19 protein-coding genes, 1 pseudogene and 1 riboswitch are annotated in these 19,611 nt (G+C 68.8%); of the genes and pseudogenes, 11 read left to right on the forward strand and 9 right to left on the reverse strand.

What is annotated here, in order from left to right; genetic code table 11:
- Positions 1–48: 48 nt before the first annotated feature.
- The gene (locus ACT9TC_RS13145) at positions 49–1,347 is read right to left on the reverse strand and encodes an N-acetylglucosamine-6-phosphate deacetylase (protein WP_458040921.1); all 1,299 of its coding nucleotides are present in this window, start codon (positions 1,345–1,347) and stop codon (positions 49–51) included.
- The gene (locus tag ACT9TC_RS13150; protein WP_458040922.1) at positions 1,344–2,897 is read right to left on the reverse strand and encodes a family 20 glycosylhydrolase; all 1,554 of its coding nucleotides are present in this window, start codon (positions 2,895–2,897) and stop codon (positions 1,344–1,346) included. The genes ACT9TC_RS13145 and ACT9TC_RS13150 overlap by 4 nt, the downstream gene beginning before the upstream one ends.
- A 104-nt stretch (positions 2,898–3,001) precedes the next feature.
- A riboswitch (ZMP/ZTP riboswitch) is annotated at positions 3,002–3,086 on the forward strand.
- Positions 3,087–3,121: 35 nt separating this feature from the next.
- On the opposite strand from ACT9TC_RS13150, the gene glyA reads away from it, so the two are divergent.
- On the forward strand, positions 3,122–4,396 hold the full coding sequence (gene glyA, locus ACT9TC_RS13155) for a serine hydroxymethyltransferase (protein ID WP_458040923.1): 1,275 nt from the start codon (positions 3,122–3,124) through the stop codon (positions 4,394–4,396).
- Between the two features lie 309 nt (positions 4,397–4,705).
- On the forward strand, positions 4,706–5,590 hold the full coding sequence (locus tag ACT9TC_RS13160) for a bifunctional methylenetetrahydrofolate dehydrogenase/methenyltetrahydrofolate cyclohydrolase (RefSeq protein ID WP_458040924.1): 885 nt from the start codon (positions 4,706–4,708) through the stop codon (positions 5,588–5,590).
- 154 nt (positions 5,591–5,744) lie between these two features.
- On the opposite strand, the gene ACT9TC_RS13165 is transcribed toward ACT9TC_RS13160, so the two are convergent.
- Together ACT9TC_RS13165 and ACT9TC_RS13170 are read right to left on the reverse strand one after the other, a co-directional pair.
- A complete protein-coding gene (locus ACT9TC_RS13165; RefSeq protein WP_458040925.1) occupies positions 5,745–6,332 on the reverse strand; it encodes a hypothetical protein in 588 nt (195 codons plus the stop codon).
- A gap of 44 nt (positions 6,333–6,376) precedes the next feature.
- Positions 6,377–7,171 (reverse strand): transglutaminase-like domain-containing protein, encoded by a 795-nt coding sequence (locus ACT9TC_RS13170; protein WP_458040926.1) that lies wholly within the window; start codon positions 7,169–7,171, stop codon positions 6,377–6,379.
- Positions 7,172–7,302: 131 nt separating this feature from the next.
- On the opposite strand from ACT9TC_RS13170, the gene ACT9TC_RS13175 reads away from it, so the two are divergent.
- Complete coding sequence (locus ACT9TC_RS13175; RefSeq protein ID WP_458040927.1) at positions 7,303–7,767, forward strand: aromatic ring-opening dioxygenase LigA; 465 nt, start codon at positions 7,303–7,305, stop codon at positions 7,765–7,767.
- 72 nt (positions 7,768–7,839) lie between these two features.
- Here the strand turns inward: ACT9TC_RS13175 and ACT9TC_RS13180 are convergent, their stop codons facing one another.
- The 3 genes and pseudogenes from ACT9TC_RS13180 to ACT9TC_RS13190 form a co-directional block, all read right to left on the reverse strand.
- Positions 7,840–8,220: a hypothetical protein gene (locus tag ACT9TC_RS13180; RefSeq protein WP_458040928.1), complete on the reverse strand. Its 381-nt coding sequence runs from the start codon at positions 8,218–8,220 to the stop codon at positions 7,840–7,842.
- The gene (locus tag ACT9TC_RS13185; RefSeq protein WP_458040929.1) at positions 8,217–8,564 is read right to left on the reverse strand and encodes a PadR family transcriptional regulator; all 348 of its coding nucleotides are present in this window, start codon (positions 8,562–8,564) and stop codon (positions 8,217–8,219) included. The genes ACT9TC_RS13180 and ACT9TC_RS13185 overlap by 4 nt, the downstream gene beginning before the upstream one ends.
- A gap of 72 nt (positions 8,565–8,636) precedes the next feature.
- Positions 8,637–8,921: pseudogene (locus tag ACT9TC_RS13190) on the reverse strand (AMP-binding enzyme); the annotation flags it as partial.
- A gap of 112 nt (positions 8,922–9,033) precedes the next feature.
- Here ACT9TC_RS13190 and ACT9TC_RS13195 point away from each other — a divergent pair.
- On the forward strand, positions 9,034–9,222 hold the full coding sequence (locus tag ACT9TC_RS13195) for a hypothetical protein (protein ID WP_458040930.1): 189 nt from the start codon (positions 9,034–9,036) through the stop codon (positions 9,220–9,222).
- Positions 9,223–9,227: 5 nt separating this feature from the next.
- Here ACT9TC_RS13195 and ACT9TC_RS13200 read toward each other — a convergent pair whose 3' ends face one another.
- Complete coding sequence (locus ACT9TC_RS13200; RefSeq protein ID WP_458040931.1) at positions 9,228–10,073, reverse strand: GIY-YIG nuclease family protein; 846 nt, start codon at positions 10,071–10,073, stop codon at positions 9,228–9,230.
- A 97-nt stretch (positions 10,074–10,170) separates the two neighbouring features.
- A complete protein-coding gene (gene acs, locus ACT9TC_RS13205; RefSeq protein ID WP_458040932.1) occupies positions 10,171–12,138 on the reverse strand; it encodes an acetate--CoA ligase in 1,968 nt (655 codons plus the stop codon).
- A 448-nt stretch (positions 12,139–12,586) separates the two neighbouring features.
- Between acs and ACT9TC_RS13210 the strand changes: the two genes are divergently transcribed.
- The 7 genes from ACT9TC_RS13210 (at position 12,587) to tmk (ending at position 19,399) form a co-directional block, all read left to right on the forward strand.
- Positions 12,587–13,771: a TadA family conjugal transfer-associated ATPase gene (locus tag ACT9TC_RS13210; protein WP_458040933.1), complete on the forward strand. Its 1,185-nt coding sequence runs from the start codon at positions 12,587–12,589 to the stop codon at positions 13,769–13,771.
- Entirely contained in the window at positions 13,759–14,688 is a 930-nt protein-coding gene (locus ACT9TC_RS13215; protein ID WP_458040934.1) for a type II secretion system F family protein, read from the forward strand. The genes ACT9TC_RS13210 and ACT9TC_RS13215 overlap by 13 nt, the downstream gene beginning before the upstream one ends.
- A 142-nt stretch (positions 14,689–14,830) precedes the next feature.
- Positions 14,831–15,034: a DUF4244 domain-containing protein gene (locus ACT9TC_RS13220; RefSeq protein ID WP_458040935.1), complete on the forward strand. Its 204-nt coding sequence runs from the start codon at positions 14,831–14,833 to the stop codon at positions 15,032–15,034.
- Between the two features lie 116 nt (positions 15,035–15,150).
- On the forward strand, positions 15,151–15,447 hold the full coding sequence (locus tag ACT9TC_RS13225) for a TadE family type IV pilus minor pilin (RefSeq protein WP_458040936.1): 297 nt from the start codon (positions 15,151–15,153) through the stop codon (positions 15,445–15,447).
- A gap of 108 nt (positions 15,448–15,555) precedes the next feature.
- On the forward strand, positions 15,556–16,071 hold the full coding sequence (locus tag ACT9TC_RS13230) for an Rv3654c family TadE-like protein (RefSeq protein WP_458042934.1): 516 nt from the start codon (positions 15,556–15,558) through the stop codon (positions 16,069–16,071).
- Positions 16,023–18,737: a type I DNA topoisomerase gene (topA, locus tag ACT9TC_RS13235; RefSeq protein ID WP_458040937.1), complete on the forward strand. Its 2,715-nt coding sequence runs from the start codon at positions 16,023–16,025 to the stop codon at positions 18,735–18,737. The genes ACT9TC_RS13230 and topA overlap by 49 nt, the downstream gene beginning before the upstream one ends.
- Positions 18,737–19,399 (forward strand): dTMP kinase, encoded by a 663-nt coding sequence (gene tmk / locus ACT9TC_RS13240; RefSeq protein WP_458040938.1) that lies wholly within the window; start codon positions 18,737–18,739, stop codon positions 19,397–19,399. Before topA ends, tmk begins: the two co-directional genes overlap by 1 nt.
- The last annotated feature ends 212 nt before the right edge of the window (positions 19,400–19,611 follow it).

A 19,611-nucleotide genomic window follows, 5' to 3' on the forward strand; every position in this document is an offset into this window, starting at 1 on the left:
GCAGCCGGCGCGAACCCGATCCGAGGCATGGGGATGCTGAAGACGAGGTCAGGACGCGCCGGCCCGCGGCACGGGTTCGCCCGCCCGCCACACGGCGCGGACGGCGAAGTCCCGATCCCACAGGACGAGATCCGCCGGGGCCCCGCCATCCAATGTCCCGAGTTCGGGGTGTCCGACGGCGCGCGCGGGCGTTGCCGTCAGTCCACGTACCGCGTCCGTCAGGGGCACGCCGGATCGGATGGCGACCCGCAACGCGCGATCCGATGTCAGGGTCGATCCGGCGATGGTGTCGCTGCCGCGGAGTCGTGCGATGCCATCCCGTACCTCGACGGCGCGCGACCCGAGAAGCCAGTTCGCGTCGCGGTCGTCGGCGCCCGCCGCGGCCATTGCGTCGGTGATGAGCGCGATGCGTCCGGGCGCCATGCGGAACAGCAGGCGCACGACGGCGGGGTCGAGGTGCACACCGTCGGCGATGACCTCGAGGGTGACCCGTTCGTCGATCGCGGCGGCGGCGACGGGCCCCGGTTCGCGATGGTGCAGGCCCGGCATGGCGTTGAAAGCGTGGGTCACGATCGTGGCTCCCGCGTCGAACGCGGCACGGGCCGTCGCCGCATCCGCGCCCGTGTGCCCGATTGCGGCTGCCGCGCCGGTCGCGACGATCTGGCGAATCGCCTCGATCGCGCCCGGATTCTCCGGCGCGAGCGTCACCTGGCGCACCGTCCCCGCACCCGCGCCGAGCAGCCGCTCGACGTCGGTGGCGTTCGGCGCCCTCAGATCCGCGGGGTCGTGCGCGCCGCGGCGGTCGTGGTCGAGAAAGGGCCCCTCGAGGTGCGAACCGAGTATGCCCGGCTGAGTCTCGCTGAGTCGCGCGATGCGGCGGACGCGCCGCTCGAGGTCGGCCACGGGTGCGGTGACGAGCGAGAGCACCGCGCGCGTTGTGCCGTGCGCGGCGTGCGTCGCGAGGGCGTGGACGATCGCGGCATCCGGGTCGTCCTCGGCCGCACCGCTGGTCGCCTCCCCGCCGTCAGAGGCCCCACGAGCGCTGGCGCGAATGCCGTCGTACGACGCGCCCCCGCCACCGTGAACGTGGATGTCGATGAGGCCCGGTGTGAGCACCGCGCCCGGGCCTGCCGTGGCGGCGGCATCCACGATCCGGTCGTGGTCGTGCGCTGCGGCACGCCAGGCGTGGCCCGTTCCCTGTGCGGTGATGATCCCGCCGTCGACGCGCAGCCAGGCATCCGATTCGTCCCGCACGATGTCGGACGATGCGCCGCCGGCGCGTGTGTTGCCCGCCGCCGTGGCCCCGGTGGGCGCCACCAGCCGGGCCGAGTGCACGATGAAGCTCATTGCGCCCCACCGATTCCCGCGGCCCGCCAGGCGGGGGTGAGGGCATCGACCCGCTCGCGGAAGGACGCCCACGTGCGCGCCGACGACATCGCGGGCGGGGTGGACCACGCGATCTCCGCGGCGGCCGCGATCCGCGGAAAGACGAGGGCGTCTATGTCGGCGAGAGTCTCGACGGTCTCGGTCCAGAGAGCCGCCTCGACCCCCAGGATGTCGTGTTCGGTGAGCCCCTCGACTACCGCGAGCGGCTCCCAGTCGTAGGCGCGGCGGAGGCTCGTGTGCCCGTTCGCCCAGATGAGCCCCAGCGTGCTCTCGGCATCGGGTTTCATGTCGAGGTACACCGCGTCCGCGGGGGACAGGATGACTCCGCCACCGTTTCGTACGAAGGCGCGCGCGAGGTCGTCGTGGCCATCTTGCGGGGCGACGAAGCCCCAGTACTGCCCGATCGTGCCCGCCGGCAGCTCCGGGGCGGCCCCGGCTTCCTGCCAGGTGATCGGGACCTTGCCGACCTCGCGGACGACCTGGGCGGTGCGGCGCACGAACGCGGCGAAGTCGGCGGGCGCGGTGCCGAGGGCCTCATCGCCCCCGATGTGGAGGTATGGCCCGGGCGTCAGCTCGGCGAGTTCGCGGAGCACGTCGTGCACGAACCGATCGACCGTCTCATCGCCGATCCGCAGGGACGAGAACCCCACCGCCCACCCCGTGAACGGCACACCCGTCTCGGGCACGGCCTGACCGAGTTCGGCGACCTGCGCGCGCAACATTTCGGTGATCACCGGGGCTTCGACCAGCTCGGGGTACGCGATGCCGACCGCGTGGGTGTGTCCGGGCATGTCGATCTCGGGCACGACGGTCATGTGCCGGGCGGCGGCGTGCTCGACGATGCGCCGGTAGTCGTCCTTGCTGTAGAAGCCCCCGGACGCGTCGGTCCCGGGCCCGGTCAGCCGGGGCCAGGCGTCGATCTGCAGGCGCCATCCCTGGTCGTCGCTGAGGTGCAGGTGCAGGTGGTTGAGTCTGAGGCTCGCGGCCCGGTCGATGACGGCGCACACGTCCTCGACGGAGAAGAACTGCCGCGCGACATCGAGCATCATGCCGCGATAGGCGAAGCGCGGGGCATCCTCGACCGTCAGGTGGGGGAGGTGCCAGCTCGTGTCGTGGGTGGGGGTCGCGTCATGGGTGGGGGTCGCGTCGTCGGTGGGGGTCGCGTCATGGGTGGGGGTCGCGATCGTCTGGACGAGCGTCTGGGCTCCGTATTGGAGGCCCGCGGTCGTGGCGGCGACGATCTCGGCACCCGAGGCATCCGTCCGCAGCGTGTACGCCTCCGCACCGAGCCCGGTGTCCGGGTCGAGGCGGAGCCGGATCGTCGATGGGCCGGGAGATGTGTCGGCGGCTTCGGACGTCCGTACCGTCGGCGTCAGCCCGGTTCGTACCGTGATGGCCCGCGCCAACTCCTGTGCCTCGTGCGATGCCCTTGCCCCCGCGTGAATCACGAGTGCCGCGTCGAGAAGCAGCGCCCCGTCACCGGGCTCGACATGCGCCGGATAGGGGATCATGTAAGGAAACCTAACAAACCCCGAGCCCGGCCGCTACGCCGCGGTTCTCGCGGCCGTCATCGGGGGACATCGGGAGAGAACGGATGTCGGCGCATCCGCTAGACTCGCGGTGTCGCGACTGGCGTTCGGGTGGGTGACCACCGGGGAGCGACTGACTACGGTATTCGGCCGTTCGCCTGGGCCGATGCGGAATTTCTGCCGATGCCGTCGTTCTGGAGGTTGCAATGACCGATCCGCTCTTCAACGCCCCGCTCTCCGAAGTCGATCCCGAGATCGCACAGGTTCTGCAGCGCGAGCTCGACCGCCAGCGCGGATACCTCGAGATGATCGCATCCGAGAACTTCGTGCCCGTTTCGGTGCTCGAGTCGCAGGGCTCGGTGCTGACGAACAAGTACGCCGAGGGCTACCCCGGACGCCGCTACTACGGCGGATGCGAAGAGGTCGACGTCGCCGAAGAGCTCGCGATCGAGCGGGCCAAGAGCCTGTTCGGTGCGGCTTTCGCCAACGTCCAGCCACACTCGGGCGCAACCGCGAACGCCGCCGTGCTGCACGCGATCGCCCGCCCGGGCGACACGCTGCTCGGCCTCTCGCTCGACCACGGTGGGCACCTCACCCACGGCATGAAGATCAACTTCTCGGGCCGCCTGTTCAACATCGTCGCGTACGGCGTCGACCCCGAGACATCCCTCATCGACATGGACGAGGTGCGCGCGCTCGCCGTCGAACACAAGCCGAAGGTCATCATCGCCGGGTGGTCGGCGTACCCGCGTCAGCTCGACTTCGCCCGCTTCCGCGAGATCGCCGACGAGGTCGGCGCGTACCTGTGGGTCGACATGGCGCACTTCGCGGGGCTCGTCGCCGCGGGGCTGCATCCCTCACCGTTCCCGCACGCGCACGTTGTCTCGTCGACCGTCCACAAGACGATCGGCGGCCCGCGGTCCGGATTCATCCTGACCAACGACGCGGATCTGGCGAAGAAGATCAACACCGCGGTGTTCCCGGGCCAGCAGGGCGGGCCGCTCATGCACGTGATCGCCGCGAAGGCGACCGCGTTCAAGCTCGCGGCGACCCCCGCGTTCCGTGACCGCCAGGAGCGGACGCTCCGCGGCGCGCACATCCTCGCCGAGCGCCTGACGCAGCCGGATGTCTCGGCCGCGGGCATCGGCGTCCGCTCGGGCGGAACCGACGTGCACCTCGTGCTCGTTGACCTTCGCGATGCCCAGATCGATGGGCAACAGGCCGAGGATCTTCTCCACGACATCCACATCACCGTCAACCGCAACTCGGTGCCGAATGACCCGCGTCCGCCGATGGTGACGTCGGGTCTGCGTATCGGCACACCCGCCCTCGCGACACGTGGCTTCGGCGACGCGGAGTTCACCGAGGTCGCCGACATCATCGCGCTCGCGCTGCTGCCGGACTCCGAGGTCGAGGCGCTGCGGGCGCGTGTCGCCGCGCTGACGGCCGCGTTCCCGCTGTACCCCGGGCTCGAGCAGTAGCGCCGGTCGGCTGGCGCCGCGGGGATGGCCTGACCGGGCCATCCGTCGTGGCATCTGTCCGCCGCATCCGTCGTCCGGCGCGCTCACAATTCAGTCTGCTCGTAGGCGCTCCCAGCCGCACCTCGCGTGATTCCGCGAGTCGAGGTGGGACTGCCCCGCCGATGGACTGAATTGTGAACCTATCGGCGGTTGGCCGGCGCCGGTAGAGTAACTATCGACATAGGTATTTGGCCGACCCGTGAGGTGCTCGGTCCGACACAGCGCAGTCCCGCAGCGAAGAGGCGCGGACGACCGACGATGGGAGACACGATGACGGCGAAGAAGCTTGACGGTAAGGCAACGGCTGAGGCGATCAAGGGCGAGCTGACTGAACGCGTGGCAGCGCTGAAGGCCCGCGGCGTCACGCCCGGGATCGCGACCGTGCTGGTGGGCGCCGACCCCGGATCGCAGCTCTACGTGGGCATGAAGCACCGCCAGTCCGAGGCGATCGGGATGAACTCGATCCAGATCGAACTGCCCGCCGACGCGACGCAGCAGGACGTCGAGAAGGTCATCGACGATCTCAACGCCGACCCCGCGTGCCACGGCTACATCGTGCAGCTGCCGCTGCCGAAGCACCTCGACACCGACGCGATCCTCGAGCGGATCGATCCGGACAAGGATGCCGATGGCCTGCACCCGACGAACCTCGGGCGTCTCGTGCTGAACGTCAACAGCGAGATCACGTCGCCCCTCCCATGCACTCCGCGTGCGGTCATCGAGCTGCTGCGCCGCAGCGGTTACGACCTCGCGGGCAAGCACGTCGTCGTCGTCGGCCGCGGTGTCACGATCGGGCGTTCGATCGGCCTGTTGCTGACGCGCCGCGAGGTCAACGCGACCGTGACGCTCACCCACACCGGAACCCCCGACATCCCGTCGTACATCCGTCAGGCGGATGTCGTGGTCGCGGCCGCGGGGGTCAAGCACCTCGTGCGCGCCGAAGATGTCAAGCCGGGTGCCGCGGTGCTCGATGTCGGCGTGACGCGCGGCGAGCCCGACCCCGAGACGGGCAAGTCGGCCGTCTACGGCGACGTGGACCCCGCCGTCGCTGAGGTCGCCGGATGGCTCTCGCCCAACCCCGGCGGCGTCGGACCCATGACCGTCGCCCTGCTCATGACGAACGTCGTCGAGGCCGCCGAGCGCTCCGTCGCCTGACCGAGCGCTCCGTCGCCTGACGCGCCGCGGCCGGCCCCGGGCAGCTGCGGGCGCTGCATCCGCTCTCGGTACCCGCGGGCCGGTCACTGAGCTGGTCGAAGTGACCTGTTGCGGTGCGCGCGCGGCGGGTGGACGTGCGGCTGCGCGAGCCGCCTCAGCCGAGCTCGTCGAGCATGCGGCGCTGCTCGTCGGTGAGGCCGTCCTTCAGCCCGTGGCGATCGGATGCGCCGGCGCCCGGTGTCCCGGAGATCTGTTCCTTGGAAGTCGGCGTCGCCGAGGCATCCGTCGTCCCTTTGACCTTCGTGTGCCGACCCAGCTTTGCGGCCGCCGAGTCGTAGACGAGCCCGGCGCGCGCCTCGACACGGTCATCGATCGCGTCGTAGATCGCCCAGGCGATCAGCAGTGCGACCGGCGGCAGACCCCAGCCCCAGAACCAGCCCTCCACCCGGACCGACGTCAGCAGAACGACGAGAACCCACACGACCACGGCCACGATCAGCACGAGGACGTACTGCGTCAGCTTTTCGCCGATCTTGGTGCGTTGATTCGCCGAGCGTGCGGCCATGCCCCGGAACCACCGGGTGATGAGCGGTTTGATCCACAGTGTCGCGACAGTCAGCACGATCGCAGCCCAGAATGCAGCCCAGCCGACCGACACCGACGCGAGCAGCAGCCCGATCAGCCACAGCACGACGAGGTTGAAGAGGTACAGCGAGACGAACCGCACGATCCATTTGCGCATGGCTCCAGCGTGCCACGCGCCCGCCGGCGGATGCGACCTCGTGCTCAGCCCAGGCGCACCAGCGCTGTGACGTCGTCGTTCGGCAGTTCGTCGACGACCGCGGTGACCTCGAGCGAGTGGAAGTCGACGCCCCCGCGCTGCGTGGTCAAGAACGCGGTGTCGGATGCGTCGCGCCCGGTCGCGATCCGCACCATGGTGCTGCGGGGCGCGAGGGTTGTGGCATCGACGACGTGCCAGGCTCCGTCGACGTAGGCCTCGGCGACGGCGTGGAAGTCCATGGGCGACAGGCCCGGCGCGTATACCGAGACGAGCCGCGCGGGCACATTGCGAGCCCGCAGCAGCGCGACGCAGAGGTGCGCGTAATCGCGGCAGACTCCCTGGCGGGCGAGCAGCGTGCGCACGGCGCCGTCTGTCGGCAGGCTCGAGCCGCTGACGTACCAGAGGCGTGTGCCCACCCACGAGCTGACCGCGTCGAGCAGATCGATGCCCTCGAGGCCCTGGAACTCCGCGGCCGCGGTCGGCGCGAGGGTGTCGGACTCGCAGTAGCGGCTCGGCCGAAGGTAGCGGATCAGGTCGGTCGGGACCAGCTCTTCTTCGGGCATCTGCCCCAGGATGGTCGCGGTGTAGCTCGCCTCGAGTTCGCCCGTGCCGACCTCGACCCGGTGCAGGCGCGTGCCGTGCGAATCGACGAATTCTTCGGCCTCGACGGCCGCGCCGTCCAGGCTCACGAGCAGTCGTTCGGATGCGAAATCCGCACCCGCTGCGACAGCCATCGAGAAGATCAACTCGGCCGGTTGGGTGACCGTGAGTGTCATGCGTGCGCCGACGTCTCGCTTCATCTGTCGATCATGACAGCGCGGTGTGTCATTCGTATGAACGGATGCGGGGGGTTGACGGCCTTTCGAGGGCGCGGTAACGCGGCGGCGCATGCCAGGATGCGTGGAGACATCCGCGCCCGAAAGGACACCCCATGGCATCCCTCCCTCCGATCTCTGCCCTGCGCCGCGTCGGCGGACTCACGGTCGCCGCGGGCGCGTTTCTTGCCGTCGCGGGCTCGGGGGCCTGGTTCGCCGTGACCACGCAGCTGCGCGCCGAGAAGATCACCGTCCCGGGCAACGCGCCGATTCTTGCGGGCAGGCCCGTGCGGGGCCCGGTCACCGCCTATGTCCAGGCCGTCGTGATTAGAGGCAACGCCGAACGCGGGGCGGGTGGACGCACATTCGCCGACATCAGCGACGCGCTCCGCACCGTCGAGAAGGGCAGTGAGGAGGAGGGCAAGCTGCGCGGTCAGAGCGCCGCACTGGCAACCGCGGCGTCGCTCCGCACCTCACTGATGACCTCTGTGCTCGCGTATGGCGTGAGTGCGCTCGTCGCCGGGCTCGGCGCCTTCTTCGTGGTCGTGGGATCGCAGCTGCGCCGCGCGAGCGAGAACTAGGCGACGTCGGCTGCGCTGGCTCCACCTGCGCCGAGGCGGAGTGTCAGCGCGCCCGCACGCTCGTCGCGCTCATCACGGCCGGAATCCCCGGGGCAGCCTGCGGCTCAACTTTCTCGTGACGACCTCGCCGATCACGCCGATCACGACGAATACCCCGATGCCCTGCAGCGCACCCCAGGGGAGGAGTTCGACTCCGCGGAAGACCGTGATCCGCAGCACCACGAGTGTGACGATCGAAGCGACCAGGGCGGCCGCATACATGACCTGGGCTGACGTCATATTGCGCGAGCCCGTGTAGTTCTGCGCATACTCCGGGGCGGGTCCGAACTCGGCCTCGGGTGCGGCGCCACTGGCGGTACTTGCTTCTCTGACCGTCAGGAGAACATCGAGAACCTGCGCTTCGGTGTTCTTGCGTGCCCGCAGGGCACCCGCGAGGTCGGCGTAGTAGGTCATTCGGTTTCTCCTTGTGCGGTCGCGCTCAGCGCGGTGTCGATATCGTCTCGAAATCGGATCCAGTCGTCGCGAAGCACGAGCAGTCGATCCCGACCCGATGCCGTGATCGTCATGACCTTGCGGGCTGGCCCGTTGTCGGGGGCATGCCACGCGGACTCGATCAGGCCGTCTTCCTGCAGTCGGTTGAGGTGTGGGTACACCGTGGCCCCCTTCACCTCGAACCCCTGTGCTCTCAGCGACTCCATCAGGCCGTACCCGTGGTTGGGCCCGGTGGACAGGTGAGTGAGAAGGAGTAGGGGGAGCGCTGACCGAAACCAGTCGCCGATCGATCTATCCGAACTCATAACTAGAACGTATCACGTACTAGTTATGAACTGGAATAGTTCCTGAAACCCTTTCGCTCGGGCGTGACGGAGTCAGCGCACCTGCGCGCTGATCACGCTCATCACGGCCGTGTCGGCGAGCGTCGTGGTGTCCCCGACATCCCGGCCCTCGGCGACATCCCGCAGCAGGCGACGCATGATCTTGCCGGAACGTGTCTTCGGGAGTTCGGCGACGATGTAGACGTCCCGCGGACGCGCGATCGGGCCGATCTGTTCGCCGACCCAGGCGCGCAGGCCCTGCGCGAGGCCGTCGGGGGAGTGCTTGTCGAGGTAGCTCTGTTTGATGATCACGAACGCCACGACCGCCTGGCCGGTGGAACTCGAAAGTGACGAACGAAGCAGCGGCGTCAAGGGTCGTTGCCTATGTGAGTCGACGGGCTGTCGGCGCTGGTCGCTACTCTCAGGGCAATACCAAACCAGGAGGAAGCAAATGGGACTCAGCGCATCTCAGCAAGTCATCGAGGTTCGATTGGACAACGATCTAGCGGGGTCGCTCAAGGACCGTATCGACGCCGCGCTTGCCGAGCAACCGGATCATCGTATTGTGGCGCTGTCCACTGTCGCGAGCGGTGAGTTCCCGATGTATGTGCGCGCCATCATCGTGATCGAGTATGTGTAGCGCACCTACACCACGGCGAGGTTGGCTAGCCTGACGCATTCTGCTCGCAGCTCCTTCAATTGGGGAAGCGCGGCAGGGTTGCCCTGCAGATTGAGCAGCGGCAAGTGCTTCCTGATGAGTTTCAACTCTTCGACCGCGTGAGCTCCGGAGAACTCGACCCAGTTGACGAGGAGGTTCGCATTGATCCAGTCGACGATCGCTTGGTTGTCTGCCGGCGCGAACCTATAGTTCCTCGTGTTGCCCTTCCCGATCAGGCTCCCCGTCGGAGGTCGGTAGCCGAGGAGTGCTCCGATGCTTCGAAAGAAAGTGCCATGCCCTCGTCCTCGAAGCTCCTGGCCAACGAAGCGGCGGCTCAGACTCTGGCTGGCGATACCGATGTAGATCAAATCGTGATCACGACTCTCGCTGAGGATCTTGAACAGCTCAGGCAAGGCGCTCTTGTCGCCCACTCGGATCGCATAGAAGCCAGGACGATCCGGAACCTCAAGGTCGATGTTTCCGGCGGCCTGGAATGAAGTCGGATCGAGAAGAGCTGCGTCAAGTTTCGAGGGGTCGGCGCGCGGTAATGTCCGCACGACGGTGGCACGTGACGCCGCGACTTTGTTGCTCGGCTTCGGCAGGGTCAACTGTGCCAGCGGTGACCCGCCCCATTGGGTTAGGCCGATCGTCCCAGTCGCCTGGGCGAACAGGTGCGAACACTTCCGAGCCCGTGCGCGAACTTGGTCCGGCTGGACAGGCGAACCGTCCCGTTTGTCGTAAAGACCGCGGGTGTTGATATGCTCGGCAATTTCATTGCTCTTCAGCGGTCGCCCCGCTTCGAGCAGGACTTTCTCCATCGCATCATGAAGCATGATGACTCACCCCTTCGGCTGGCCTCAGCGTATCCACCAGCTCCGACATGACGGCGCGTAGGCGACGCGGCGGGCGGCAAATTCGGGGCGCGCTCGATCAGCGCACCTGCGCGCTGATCACGCTCATCACGGCCGTGTCGGCGAGCGTCGTGGTGTCTCCGACATCCCGGCCCTCGGCGACATCCCGCAGCAGGCGACGCATGATCTTGCCGGAACGCGTCTTCGGGAGTTCGGCGACGATGTAGACGTCCCGCGGACGCGCGATCGGGCCGATCTGCTCGCCGACCCACGCCCGCAAGCCCTGCGCGAGGCCGTCGGGGGAGTGCTTGTCGAGGTAGCTCTGCTTGATGATCACGAACGCCACGACGGCCTGACCGGTGGTCTCATCGGATGCCCCGACCACGGCCGCCTCAGCGGTTGCCTCGTGCGCGACCAGCGCCGATTCGATCTCGGCCGTCGAGAGACGGTGCCCCGAGACGTTCATGACGTCGTCGACCCGGCCGAGCAGCCAGATGTCGCCGTCGTCGTCGAGTCGCGCGCCGTCGCCGGCGAAGTAGAAGCCCTTGTCGGCGAACTTCTCCCAGTAGGTCTCGACGTAGCGGTCCGGGTCGCCCCAGATGCCGCGCAGCATGCTCGGCCAGGGCTCGGTCGCGACGAGCAGACCGCCGTTGCCGGTGCCGACGTGCTCGCCCGCGTCGTCGACCACGTCGATCGAGATGCCCGGAATCGGCACCTGAGCGCTGCCGGGCTTCGTTGTCGTGACGGCGGGCAGGGCCGAGATCATGATGGCGCCCGTCTCGGTCTGCCACCAGGTGTCGACGATCGGCGTCTTGTTCGCGCCGATCACTTCGCGGTACCACATCCACGCCTCGGGGTTGATGGGTTCACCGACCGAGCCGAGCACGCGCAGGCTCGACAGGTCGAATTTCTGCGGGATCGCGCGCCCGAGCTTCATGAACGAGCGGATGGCGGTGGGCGCCGTGTAGAAGATGCTCACGCCGTACTTTTCGATGATTTCCCACCATCGACCCGGATGCGGCGTGTCGGGCGTTCCCTCATAAATGACCTGTGTCGCGCCGTTGGCGAGGGGCCCGTACGCGACGTACGAGTGGCCGGTGATCCATCCGACATCCGCCGTGCACCAGTAGACATCCGTCTCGGGGCGCAGGTCGAAGACGTTGCGGTGCGTGAAGGCGGCCTGGGTGAGGTATCCGCCCGACGTGTGCAGAATGCCCTTCGGCTTACCCGTCGTGCCGGAGGTGTAGAGGATGAAGAGCGGGTTCTCGGCGGGGAAGGGCTGCGCCACGTGGTCGACGGATGCCTGGGGCACCGCATCGTGCCACCACACGTCGCGTCCCTCAGTCCAGTCGACGTCGTTCTTGCCGCGCTTGACGACGAGCACATGCTCGACGCTCGCCTGGGGGCCAAGTCCGTTGCGGGCGGCGAGGGCCATGTCGACGGCGGGCTTGAGGGGCGAGACCTTGCCCTTGCGGTAGCCGCCATCCGCCGTGATGACGACCTTCGCGCCCGCGTCGTCGATGCGCGAACGCAGGCTGTCGGCGGAGAACCCGCCGAAGATGACGGAGTGGATGGCGCCCAGGCGCGCGACCGCGAGCATGGATGCGACGGCCTCGGGAATCATCGGCAGATAGATCGCGACGCGGTCGCCCGCCTCGACGCCGAGACCCTCGAGCACGTTGGCGACGCGCTTGACCTCGTCGGTCAGCTCGGCGTACGTGATGCGACGGTCGTCGCCGAGCTCGCCCTCCCAGTACAGCGCGACCCGGTCACCGTTGCCGGCCTCGACGTGGCGGTCGAGGCAGTTGTAGGCGACGTTCAGCTCACCGTCGTCGAACCACTTCGCGAAAGGCGGGTTGGTCCAGTCCAACGTGCGCGTGAACGGCTTGGACCAGTGCAGCAGATCGCGGGCCTGATCGGCCCAGAAGCTTTCGCGGTCTTCGGCCGCGGCTGGGTAGAGCGCCGCGGCGGCCGTTGTATCGGCGAAGCCCTCGGGTGGGGCGAAGTGCCGGGTCTCGTTGTAGAGGTGGTCGATCTGGCTGGACATGGATGCGCGCTCCTTTGCGTGTCACCTCGGCGCTCGGGGACGCCGGGGATCGTCTCTGCGAATGTACCGGCGCTTTCGGACGAGGGACTACCGCCGAAAGTGGGTGTTGCGGGTGCTGTCGGTCATGCTCGGCGGGTCCGATCGCAGGGCCCCTGACATCCTCGCACTGATATACCGCATCATCTGCCCGAATTGGCGGGATGCGTTCGGATTTCATGCGTATGCTCTTTGCGGCCGAACATTCGATTCTGGCATTGCGACGTCCCCTCGTGCGGACGTTGCTGGGCGGCATCCCGTTCCCCCCACGGGATGCCGCCTTCTCTTTTCTGCCGTCCGGCGCGGTCAACGCGGCTCGTGCTCGTCCTCCCCAGCGTGCGAATCAGGGGGCAGGTCCACCAAACGGGGGTGGGCGCGGGGTAGGGGGCGCGCGCTTTCCTAACCTCGCTGCATGCCCCCACCCTTCGTGCCCGCGCCGCCGCCTGACGTCGTCGTGCGTGCGGCGGGGCACGAACGGGTCTCCGTCGATCTCCGACGACATGATTTCGCGCAACATGACGTGGATCGGCGGACCGGTGGATTCGTACCCGCCTTCGAGCACGTCAGCAGATCCACCGGGATGGATTTCGTGCACGATGCGGATACGGAGCGGACGTTCGCGGCTGCGGCGCCCGCGACGGCCGGACCATCCGAGCATCCGTCCCAACTTGCGCCGCTGGTCGCCTACCTGGACGATCCGGATGTGACGGATGTCTTCGTCAACGGTTCGCGCGGGCTCTGGGTCGACCGGGGCGTCGGCGCGATCCGCGACCCGCTGTGGCGTGCCGACGAAGATGCGGTGCGTGAGCTCGCGCTCGGGCTGATCGGGCTCGGCGGACGTCACGTCGATGAGGCCAGTCCGTGTGTGGACGTGCGGTTGGCGTCCGGGATGCGCATTCACGCCGTGCTGCCGCCGATCTCGACGGCGGGCACGACCCTCTCGATCCGCATTCCGCGGGTGGTGCGGCCGACGCTCGACGATCTCGACGTGCGGGGTATGTTTCGCGCTCAGCCGGGTTCTGCCGCCTGGCTTCGCTCGCTCGTCGCCGACCGTGTGAACGTGCTCGTGACCGGCGCCGCGGGCAGCGGGAAGACGACCCTCCTGGCCGCGCTGCTCGCTGCCGCGCCCGCCTCTGAGCGCATCGTGACGATCGAGGACGTCGCCGAACTCACGATCGCTCACCCGCACCACGTTGCATTGGAAGCACGGCAACCGAACCTCGAGGGTGCGGGTGGGATCGGGCTCGCCCGCCTCGTTCGCGAAGCACTGCGGATGCGTCCGGATCGGCTCGTGCTGGGGGAGTGCCGGGGCGATGAGGTACGCGAGCTACTCGCCGCGCTGAACACCGGTCACGACGGGGGTGCGGGAACCGTACACGCGAGCGGATTGCGCGAAGTGCCCGCTCGGCTCGAGGCGCTCGGAGCGCTCGCGGGGCTCGACGATGGCGCCCTGGCCCGGCAGGCCGTGAGCGCGATCGGAGCGGTCGTGCACGTCGGTCGCGCCGCCGACGGCACCCGCACGCTGATGGGCGCGGGGCGCCTCAGCGTGGAGAACGGGCGGCTCGCGATCGTGGAGCAGGCGCCGTGGCTTTCGTGAGGCGGCGCACCCGGGCCGTTCGCGACGCGGGCCCCGCCGAGGTCGCCGAGGTCGCGCGCCGTGCGGCCGTCCTGCTGCAGGCGGGCGTCGCGCCGCACGCCGTCTGGCGGTACCTGGCGGACAGGGATGCTTCGGCCGCTGCCGTGCTCGCCGACCTCGACCGGGGCGTGTCCGTGGCCGCCGCGATCGCGGTTCGGGGTGAGTCGTGGCGCGAACTGGCGGTCGCGTGGGCGGTGGCGTCCGCGGTCGGTGCGGCGCTCGCCGAGGCGTTGCGCTCCTTCGCCCTCGGGTTGCGGGACGCCGCCGAAGCACGCGACGACGTTACTGTCGCCCTCGCCGAGCCGGCTGCGACGGCGCGCCTGATGCTGTGGCTGCCGGGGGTCGGTCTGCTGATGGGTGCGGCTCTCGGGTTCGACACTGTCAGCATCCTGTTCACCGATCCGCGGGGGATCGCGTGCCTCGTAGCGGGACTGACGCTCGTCGTCGGTGCGCGAGTGTGGACCGCACAGCTCATTCGACGCGCACGGCCCGAGCCGGGACTCCCGGGTCTCGACGCCGAGCTGTTCGCGATCGCTCTGAGTGGTGGGGCATCGATCGACGCCGCTGCGGTGCACATCGGCCGTGCGCGTGCGGCCGTGGACCCCGGCCGTGGCGACACGCAGACGGTCATCCCTCCGGCCGTGCAAGAGGTTCTTGACCTCTCGCGCGCGGCGGGTGTCCCGGCGGTCGAGCTGCTCCGCGCCGAATCCGCGAGTGCCCGTCACCGCGCCCGAGTGGATGGCCGACTGAGTGCCTCGAAACTCGGGACCCGCTTGTTGTTGCCCCTCGGGGTCTGCACGCTGCCGTCCTTCCTTCTCCTTGCCGTGGCGCCGCTCGTGCTCTCGATTCTCGGCACCACCGACCTCCCCGCCCTCTGAAGAAAGGACCCACCGCACTGCTCGCCTGGCACTCGTTGTCGCTCGCGGCCACAGGTCGTCGCAACAAGTGCCAGGGGAACCCATCCAGCGTCCCGGACGACGGGGCCATTGTTCGAACTGACCACATATAGAGAGGTACACCATGAAAGATCCCTTCAGCCCTCGCGCCGTTCGAGCCGCCCGGCGCCGCCTCCTCGAGGACGACGCCGGAGCCGCGACCGCCGAATACGCGATCGCCACGATGGCGGCGGTCGCCTTCGCCGGGCTGCTCGTCGTGATCATGCGTAGCGACGAGGTGCGCGGCATCCTGACCGATCTCGTCCGGCGTGCCCTGACGGTGGCCTGACCGTGCGTCGCGGGTCGGGTCACCGGGCCAGTCGCCGCGGGGATCGACGCCACTGGCGGGATGTCCGAGGCCGGGCTCCGCTCGATGACCGCGGCTCCGTCGCGGCCGAGTTCGCCGTGACCCTTCCCGCCGCTCTGCTCGTGATCGTGGTGGGCGTCGGCGCGCTGGCGGCGGGGTCGCAGACGGTGCGCCTGCAGGGAGCAGCGGCGGATGCTGCCCGCCTGATCGCACGCGGAGAGCCACAGCCCGCGGAGGCCCTGGTCGGGCGCCTGGCGGGCGGCGCCGACCTGCGGGTTGACGAGAGCGGTCGACTCCTATGCGTCACGCTGACATCACCGGTCGCGGTGCCCGGCCTCGCCGCGACGGGACTGGATGTCTCGGCTCGGGCCTGCGCCGCGGCGGGCGGCCGCTGATGCCCGGAACACGGCGGGAGGGCTGATGGCCCGAAACGCGGCGGGCGGCCGCTTGATGCTCCGCCAGATGCTCCGCCAGATGCCGGGGCGCTGCTGATGGCGGGCGCAATGCTCGTCGTCGGGTCCATGCTCGTCAGCGCGACCCTCGCAGTCGGGCTCGCGGCGACGGGTGGTGCGGCCGTGGCCGCTCGCCGTGCTGCCGGGGCTGCCGACAACGCCGCGATCGCCGCGGCCGACACCGTGTCGGGAGCGCTGCCGGGTGAGCCGTGCGAACGCGCGGCGGAGGTAGCCGAGGCATCCGGTGCGCGCTTGCTCTCGTGCGGCACCGAGGACCTCGACGCGATCGTGAGCGTCGAGGTGTTGTTCGCGGGTATGGCGGCGGTGGCGCGCGCCCGGGCGGGACCGCCCCGCGACTCCGTCGATTCGGGCTGCCTGTGTAGATCTCCTCAGTCGCGTCGGCCCGAATCCACCGTGTCGCCGAGGCGTCGCCGACTCGCCCCGGACGAGGCGCCGCGCCGCCCCAACCCGGCTCACAGTCTCTGGTGTGTATGGTGTGCATCGGAGAAAGGACCCCCGTGGCCACCAGCAAGAAGCTCGTCATCGTCGAGTCTCCGACGAAGATGAAGTCGATCCAGTCGTACCTCGGAGACGACTACGAAGTGTTGTCGTCTGTCGGACACATCCGTGATCTCGCCGACAAGAAGGACATCCCCGCCGACCTGAAGAAGACCTCGGTCGGCAAGTACTCGATCGACATCGAGAACGACTTCGCCCCCTTCTACGTCGAGAGCGACCGCGGCAAGAAGACCGTCGCCGAGCTCAAGCGCGCCCTCAAGGGCGCCGACGAACTCCTGCTCGCCACAGATGAGGACCGCGAGGGCGAAGCCATCGCGTGGCATCTGCTTGAGGCACTCAAGCCCAAGGTTCCCGTCAAGCGCATGGTTTTCCACGAGATCACCAAGGACGCCATCCAGGCCGCCGTCGAGAAGACGCGCGAGCTCGATCACGACCTCGTGGACGCTCAAGAAACTCGCCGCATCCTCGACCGCCTGTACGGCTGGGATGTCTCGCCCGTGCTCTGGCGCAAGATCGGCTCGGGCAGCAACGGTGCCGCCCTCTCGGCCGGCCGCGTCCAGTCCGCCGCGACGCGTCTCGTCGTCGACCGCGAGCGCGAGCGCATCGCGTTCGTCGGCGCCAACTACTGGGACATCGAGGCGCAGGTCGAGAAGGATGCGTCCGCCTTCGGCGTCAAGCTCGTCCGTATCGACGGCGCCGCCATCGCCCGCGGAACCGACTTCGACGACAAGGGTCAGCTGAAGAAGGCCGTCGTCGTGCTCGACGAGGCCGCGGCCCGCGAACTGGCAACCGACGTGCAGACGGCGGGTGAGGCATCCGTCAGCAAGGTCGAAGCCAAGCCGGGCACGCGCAGCCCGTACGCGCCCTTCACGACCTCGACGATGCAGCAGGAGGCCGGCCGCAAGCTCTCGATGAGCGCCAAGCACGCCATGAGCGTCGCCCAGCGGCTCTACGAAAAGGGTTACATCACCTATATGCGTACCGACTCGGTGTCGCTGGGTACGCAGGCGATCCAGGCGGCGCGCGAGCAGGCCGTGCAGCTGTATGGCGACAAGGCCGTGCCGCTCAACCCCCGCGTCTACAAGAGCAAGAGCAAGAATGCGCAGGAGGCGCACGAGGCGATCCGTCCCTCGGGTGAGCACTTCCGCACGCCGTCTTCGCTGACCGGATCGCTCGATCGCGACGAACAGCGCCTGTACGACCTGATCTGGAAGCGCACCGTCGCGAGCCAGATGGCCGACGCCAAGTACGAGACCACCACTGTGACCCTCGAGGTCGCGGCGGGCGCTCGCCGCGTCGAGTTCACCGCATCCGGCACCGTTTACACCTTCAAGGGCTTCCTCGAGGCCTACGAACAGGGACGCGACGAGAAGCGCGGCGACGCCGACAAGGCCGACGACCAGTCGCTGCCGCAGGTCGCCGTGGGCGACGCACTGACGGTCACCGAGGTCGAGCCCAAGGGCCACGCCACGACCCCGAAGCCGCGTTACACCGAGGCATCCCTCGTCAAGGCGTTGGAAGAGAAGGGCATCGGCCGCCCGTCGACCTTCGCGAGCATCATCGACACGATCCTCGACCGCGGGTACGTGACCAAGCGCGGGCAGGCTCTCGTGCCGAGTTGGATCGCGTTCAGCGTCGTGCGGCTGCTCGAAGAGAACTTCCCCGACCTGATCGACTACGACTTCACGGCCGCCCTCGAGGATGACCTCGATGCGATCGCGCGCGGCGAGCAGGGTCGCGTGTCGTGGCTGCGCGATTTCTACTTCGGCTCTGAGGGCCACGCGGGCCTGCGCAACATCGTGGATAACCTCGGCGAGATCGACGCGCGTGAGCTCAACTCGCGCCCGGTTTCGGATGGTGTGACGCTCCGCATCGGCAAGTACGGCCCGTATCTTGAGGTCGTCGACGCCGAGAACCCGGATGCCGACCCGCGCCGCGTGAACGTGCCCGAAGACCTCGCGCCCGACGAGCTGACGCCCGCGAAGGCGCAGGAGCTCATCGAGGCGCCCGTCGCCGGCGACCGTGTGCTGGGCGAGCACCCCGAGACGCACAAGCTCGTCGTCGTCAAGGACGGCCGCTACGGCCCGTACGTACAAGAGCTCGAGCCCGAAGAGCCCGCGGGCGTGGACGAGTCGACCGGCGAGGTCGTCGACGCACCGGCCCCGAAGAAGCGCGGTGCGAAGAAGGAAGTCGCGCCCAAGCCCCGTACGGCGTCGCTGTTCAAGAGCATGTCGGTCGACACGATCGACCTCGACACGGCCCTCCGCCTGCTCGAGCTGCCCCGCACGGTCGGCACCGATCCCGAGTCGGGCGAGGTCATCACAGCGCAGAACGGCCGCTACGGTCCGTACTTGAAGAAGGGGACGGACTCGCGTTCGCTCGAGAACGAGCAGCGGATCTTCGACATCGACCTGCCCGGCGCGCTCGCCGTGTACGCGCTGCCGAAGTACGGTGCGCGTCGCCCCTCCAGCGCCCTCAAGGAGTTCGAAGCGGACCCGGTCAGCGGCAAGCCGATCCGCATCCGCGACGGACGCTTCGGCGCCTACGTCACGGACGGCGAGACCAACGCGACGATCCCGCGCGGCGAGTCGGTCGACGACATCGACTTCGAGCGCGCCGTGCAGATCCTCGCCGACAAGCGTGCCAAGGGCCCCGCGCCCAAGCGCACCGCGCGCAAGCCGGCGGCTCGCAAGGCGCCCGCGAAGAAGAAGTGATGACGGATGCCGGGGGTGCGGCGGAAACGTCGCGCCCGGCTTCGCGCCCGGGCCTGTGGGTCACGCTCGAGGGCGGCGACGGCGCCGGGAAGACCACCCAGGCGGCTCTGCTGCAGGAATGGCTCGAGGCATCCGGTCGCACCGTCGTCCGTACGCGCGAGCCGGGCGGCACCGAAGTCGGTGTGCTGATCCGTGACATCGTGCTGCATCACCGGGGCGAGGTCGCGCCGCGCGCCGAGGCACTGTTGTACGCGGCCGACCGGGCGCAGCACGTCGAGACGCTGGTGCTTCCCGCGCTCGAGCGGGGTGACGTGGTCGTGCAGGATCGCTACCTCGATTCATCCGTCGCCTATCAGGGGGCCGGGCGTGTGCTCGATGCAACCGAGGTGCGCGACCTGTCGCTCTGGGCGACGGGCGGGGAACTGCCCGATGTGACGATCCTGCTCGACCTGGACCCCGCGGCAGCCCGCGCGCGGCTCGACGCCGACGACAAGCCGTTCGACCGGCTCGAGGCCGAGCGCGAAGACTTCCACACGCGGGTGCGCGCGGCCTTCCTCGACCTCGCGTCGGCTGAGCCCGAGCGTTTTCTCGTGCTGGACGCGACGCTGCCGGCGGCCGAGCTCGCCGATCGGATGCGCGCGCGCATCGAACCCCTGTTGTAGGGCACCAACCCCGTAGATGGAGTCGGTCCCCTCCCGCCGACCGTGTCCCAGTTTCGCTCGGTATGGACCGCGCTGTGCGGGGGAAAGTGGGACACGCCCGTCCGGCTTGTCCCACTTTCCCCCGGAATAGCCGCCGTTTAGCGCAACAAAGCGGGACACGCAGCCGGGGAAGTGGGACATGGTTGCGAGCCCGCCCGCGTCCGGAGCCGCGG

The organism is Microbacterium sp. HM-570, from assembly GCF_054165885.1.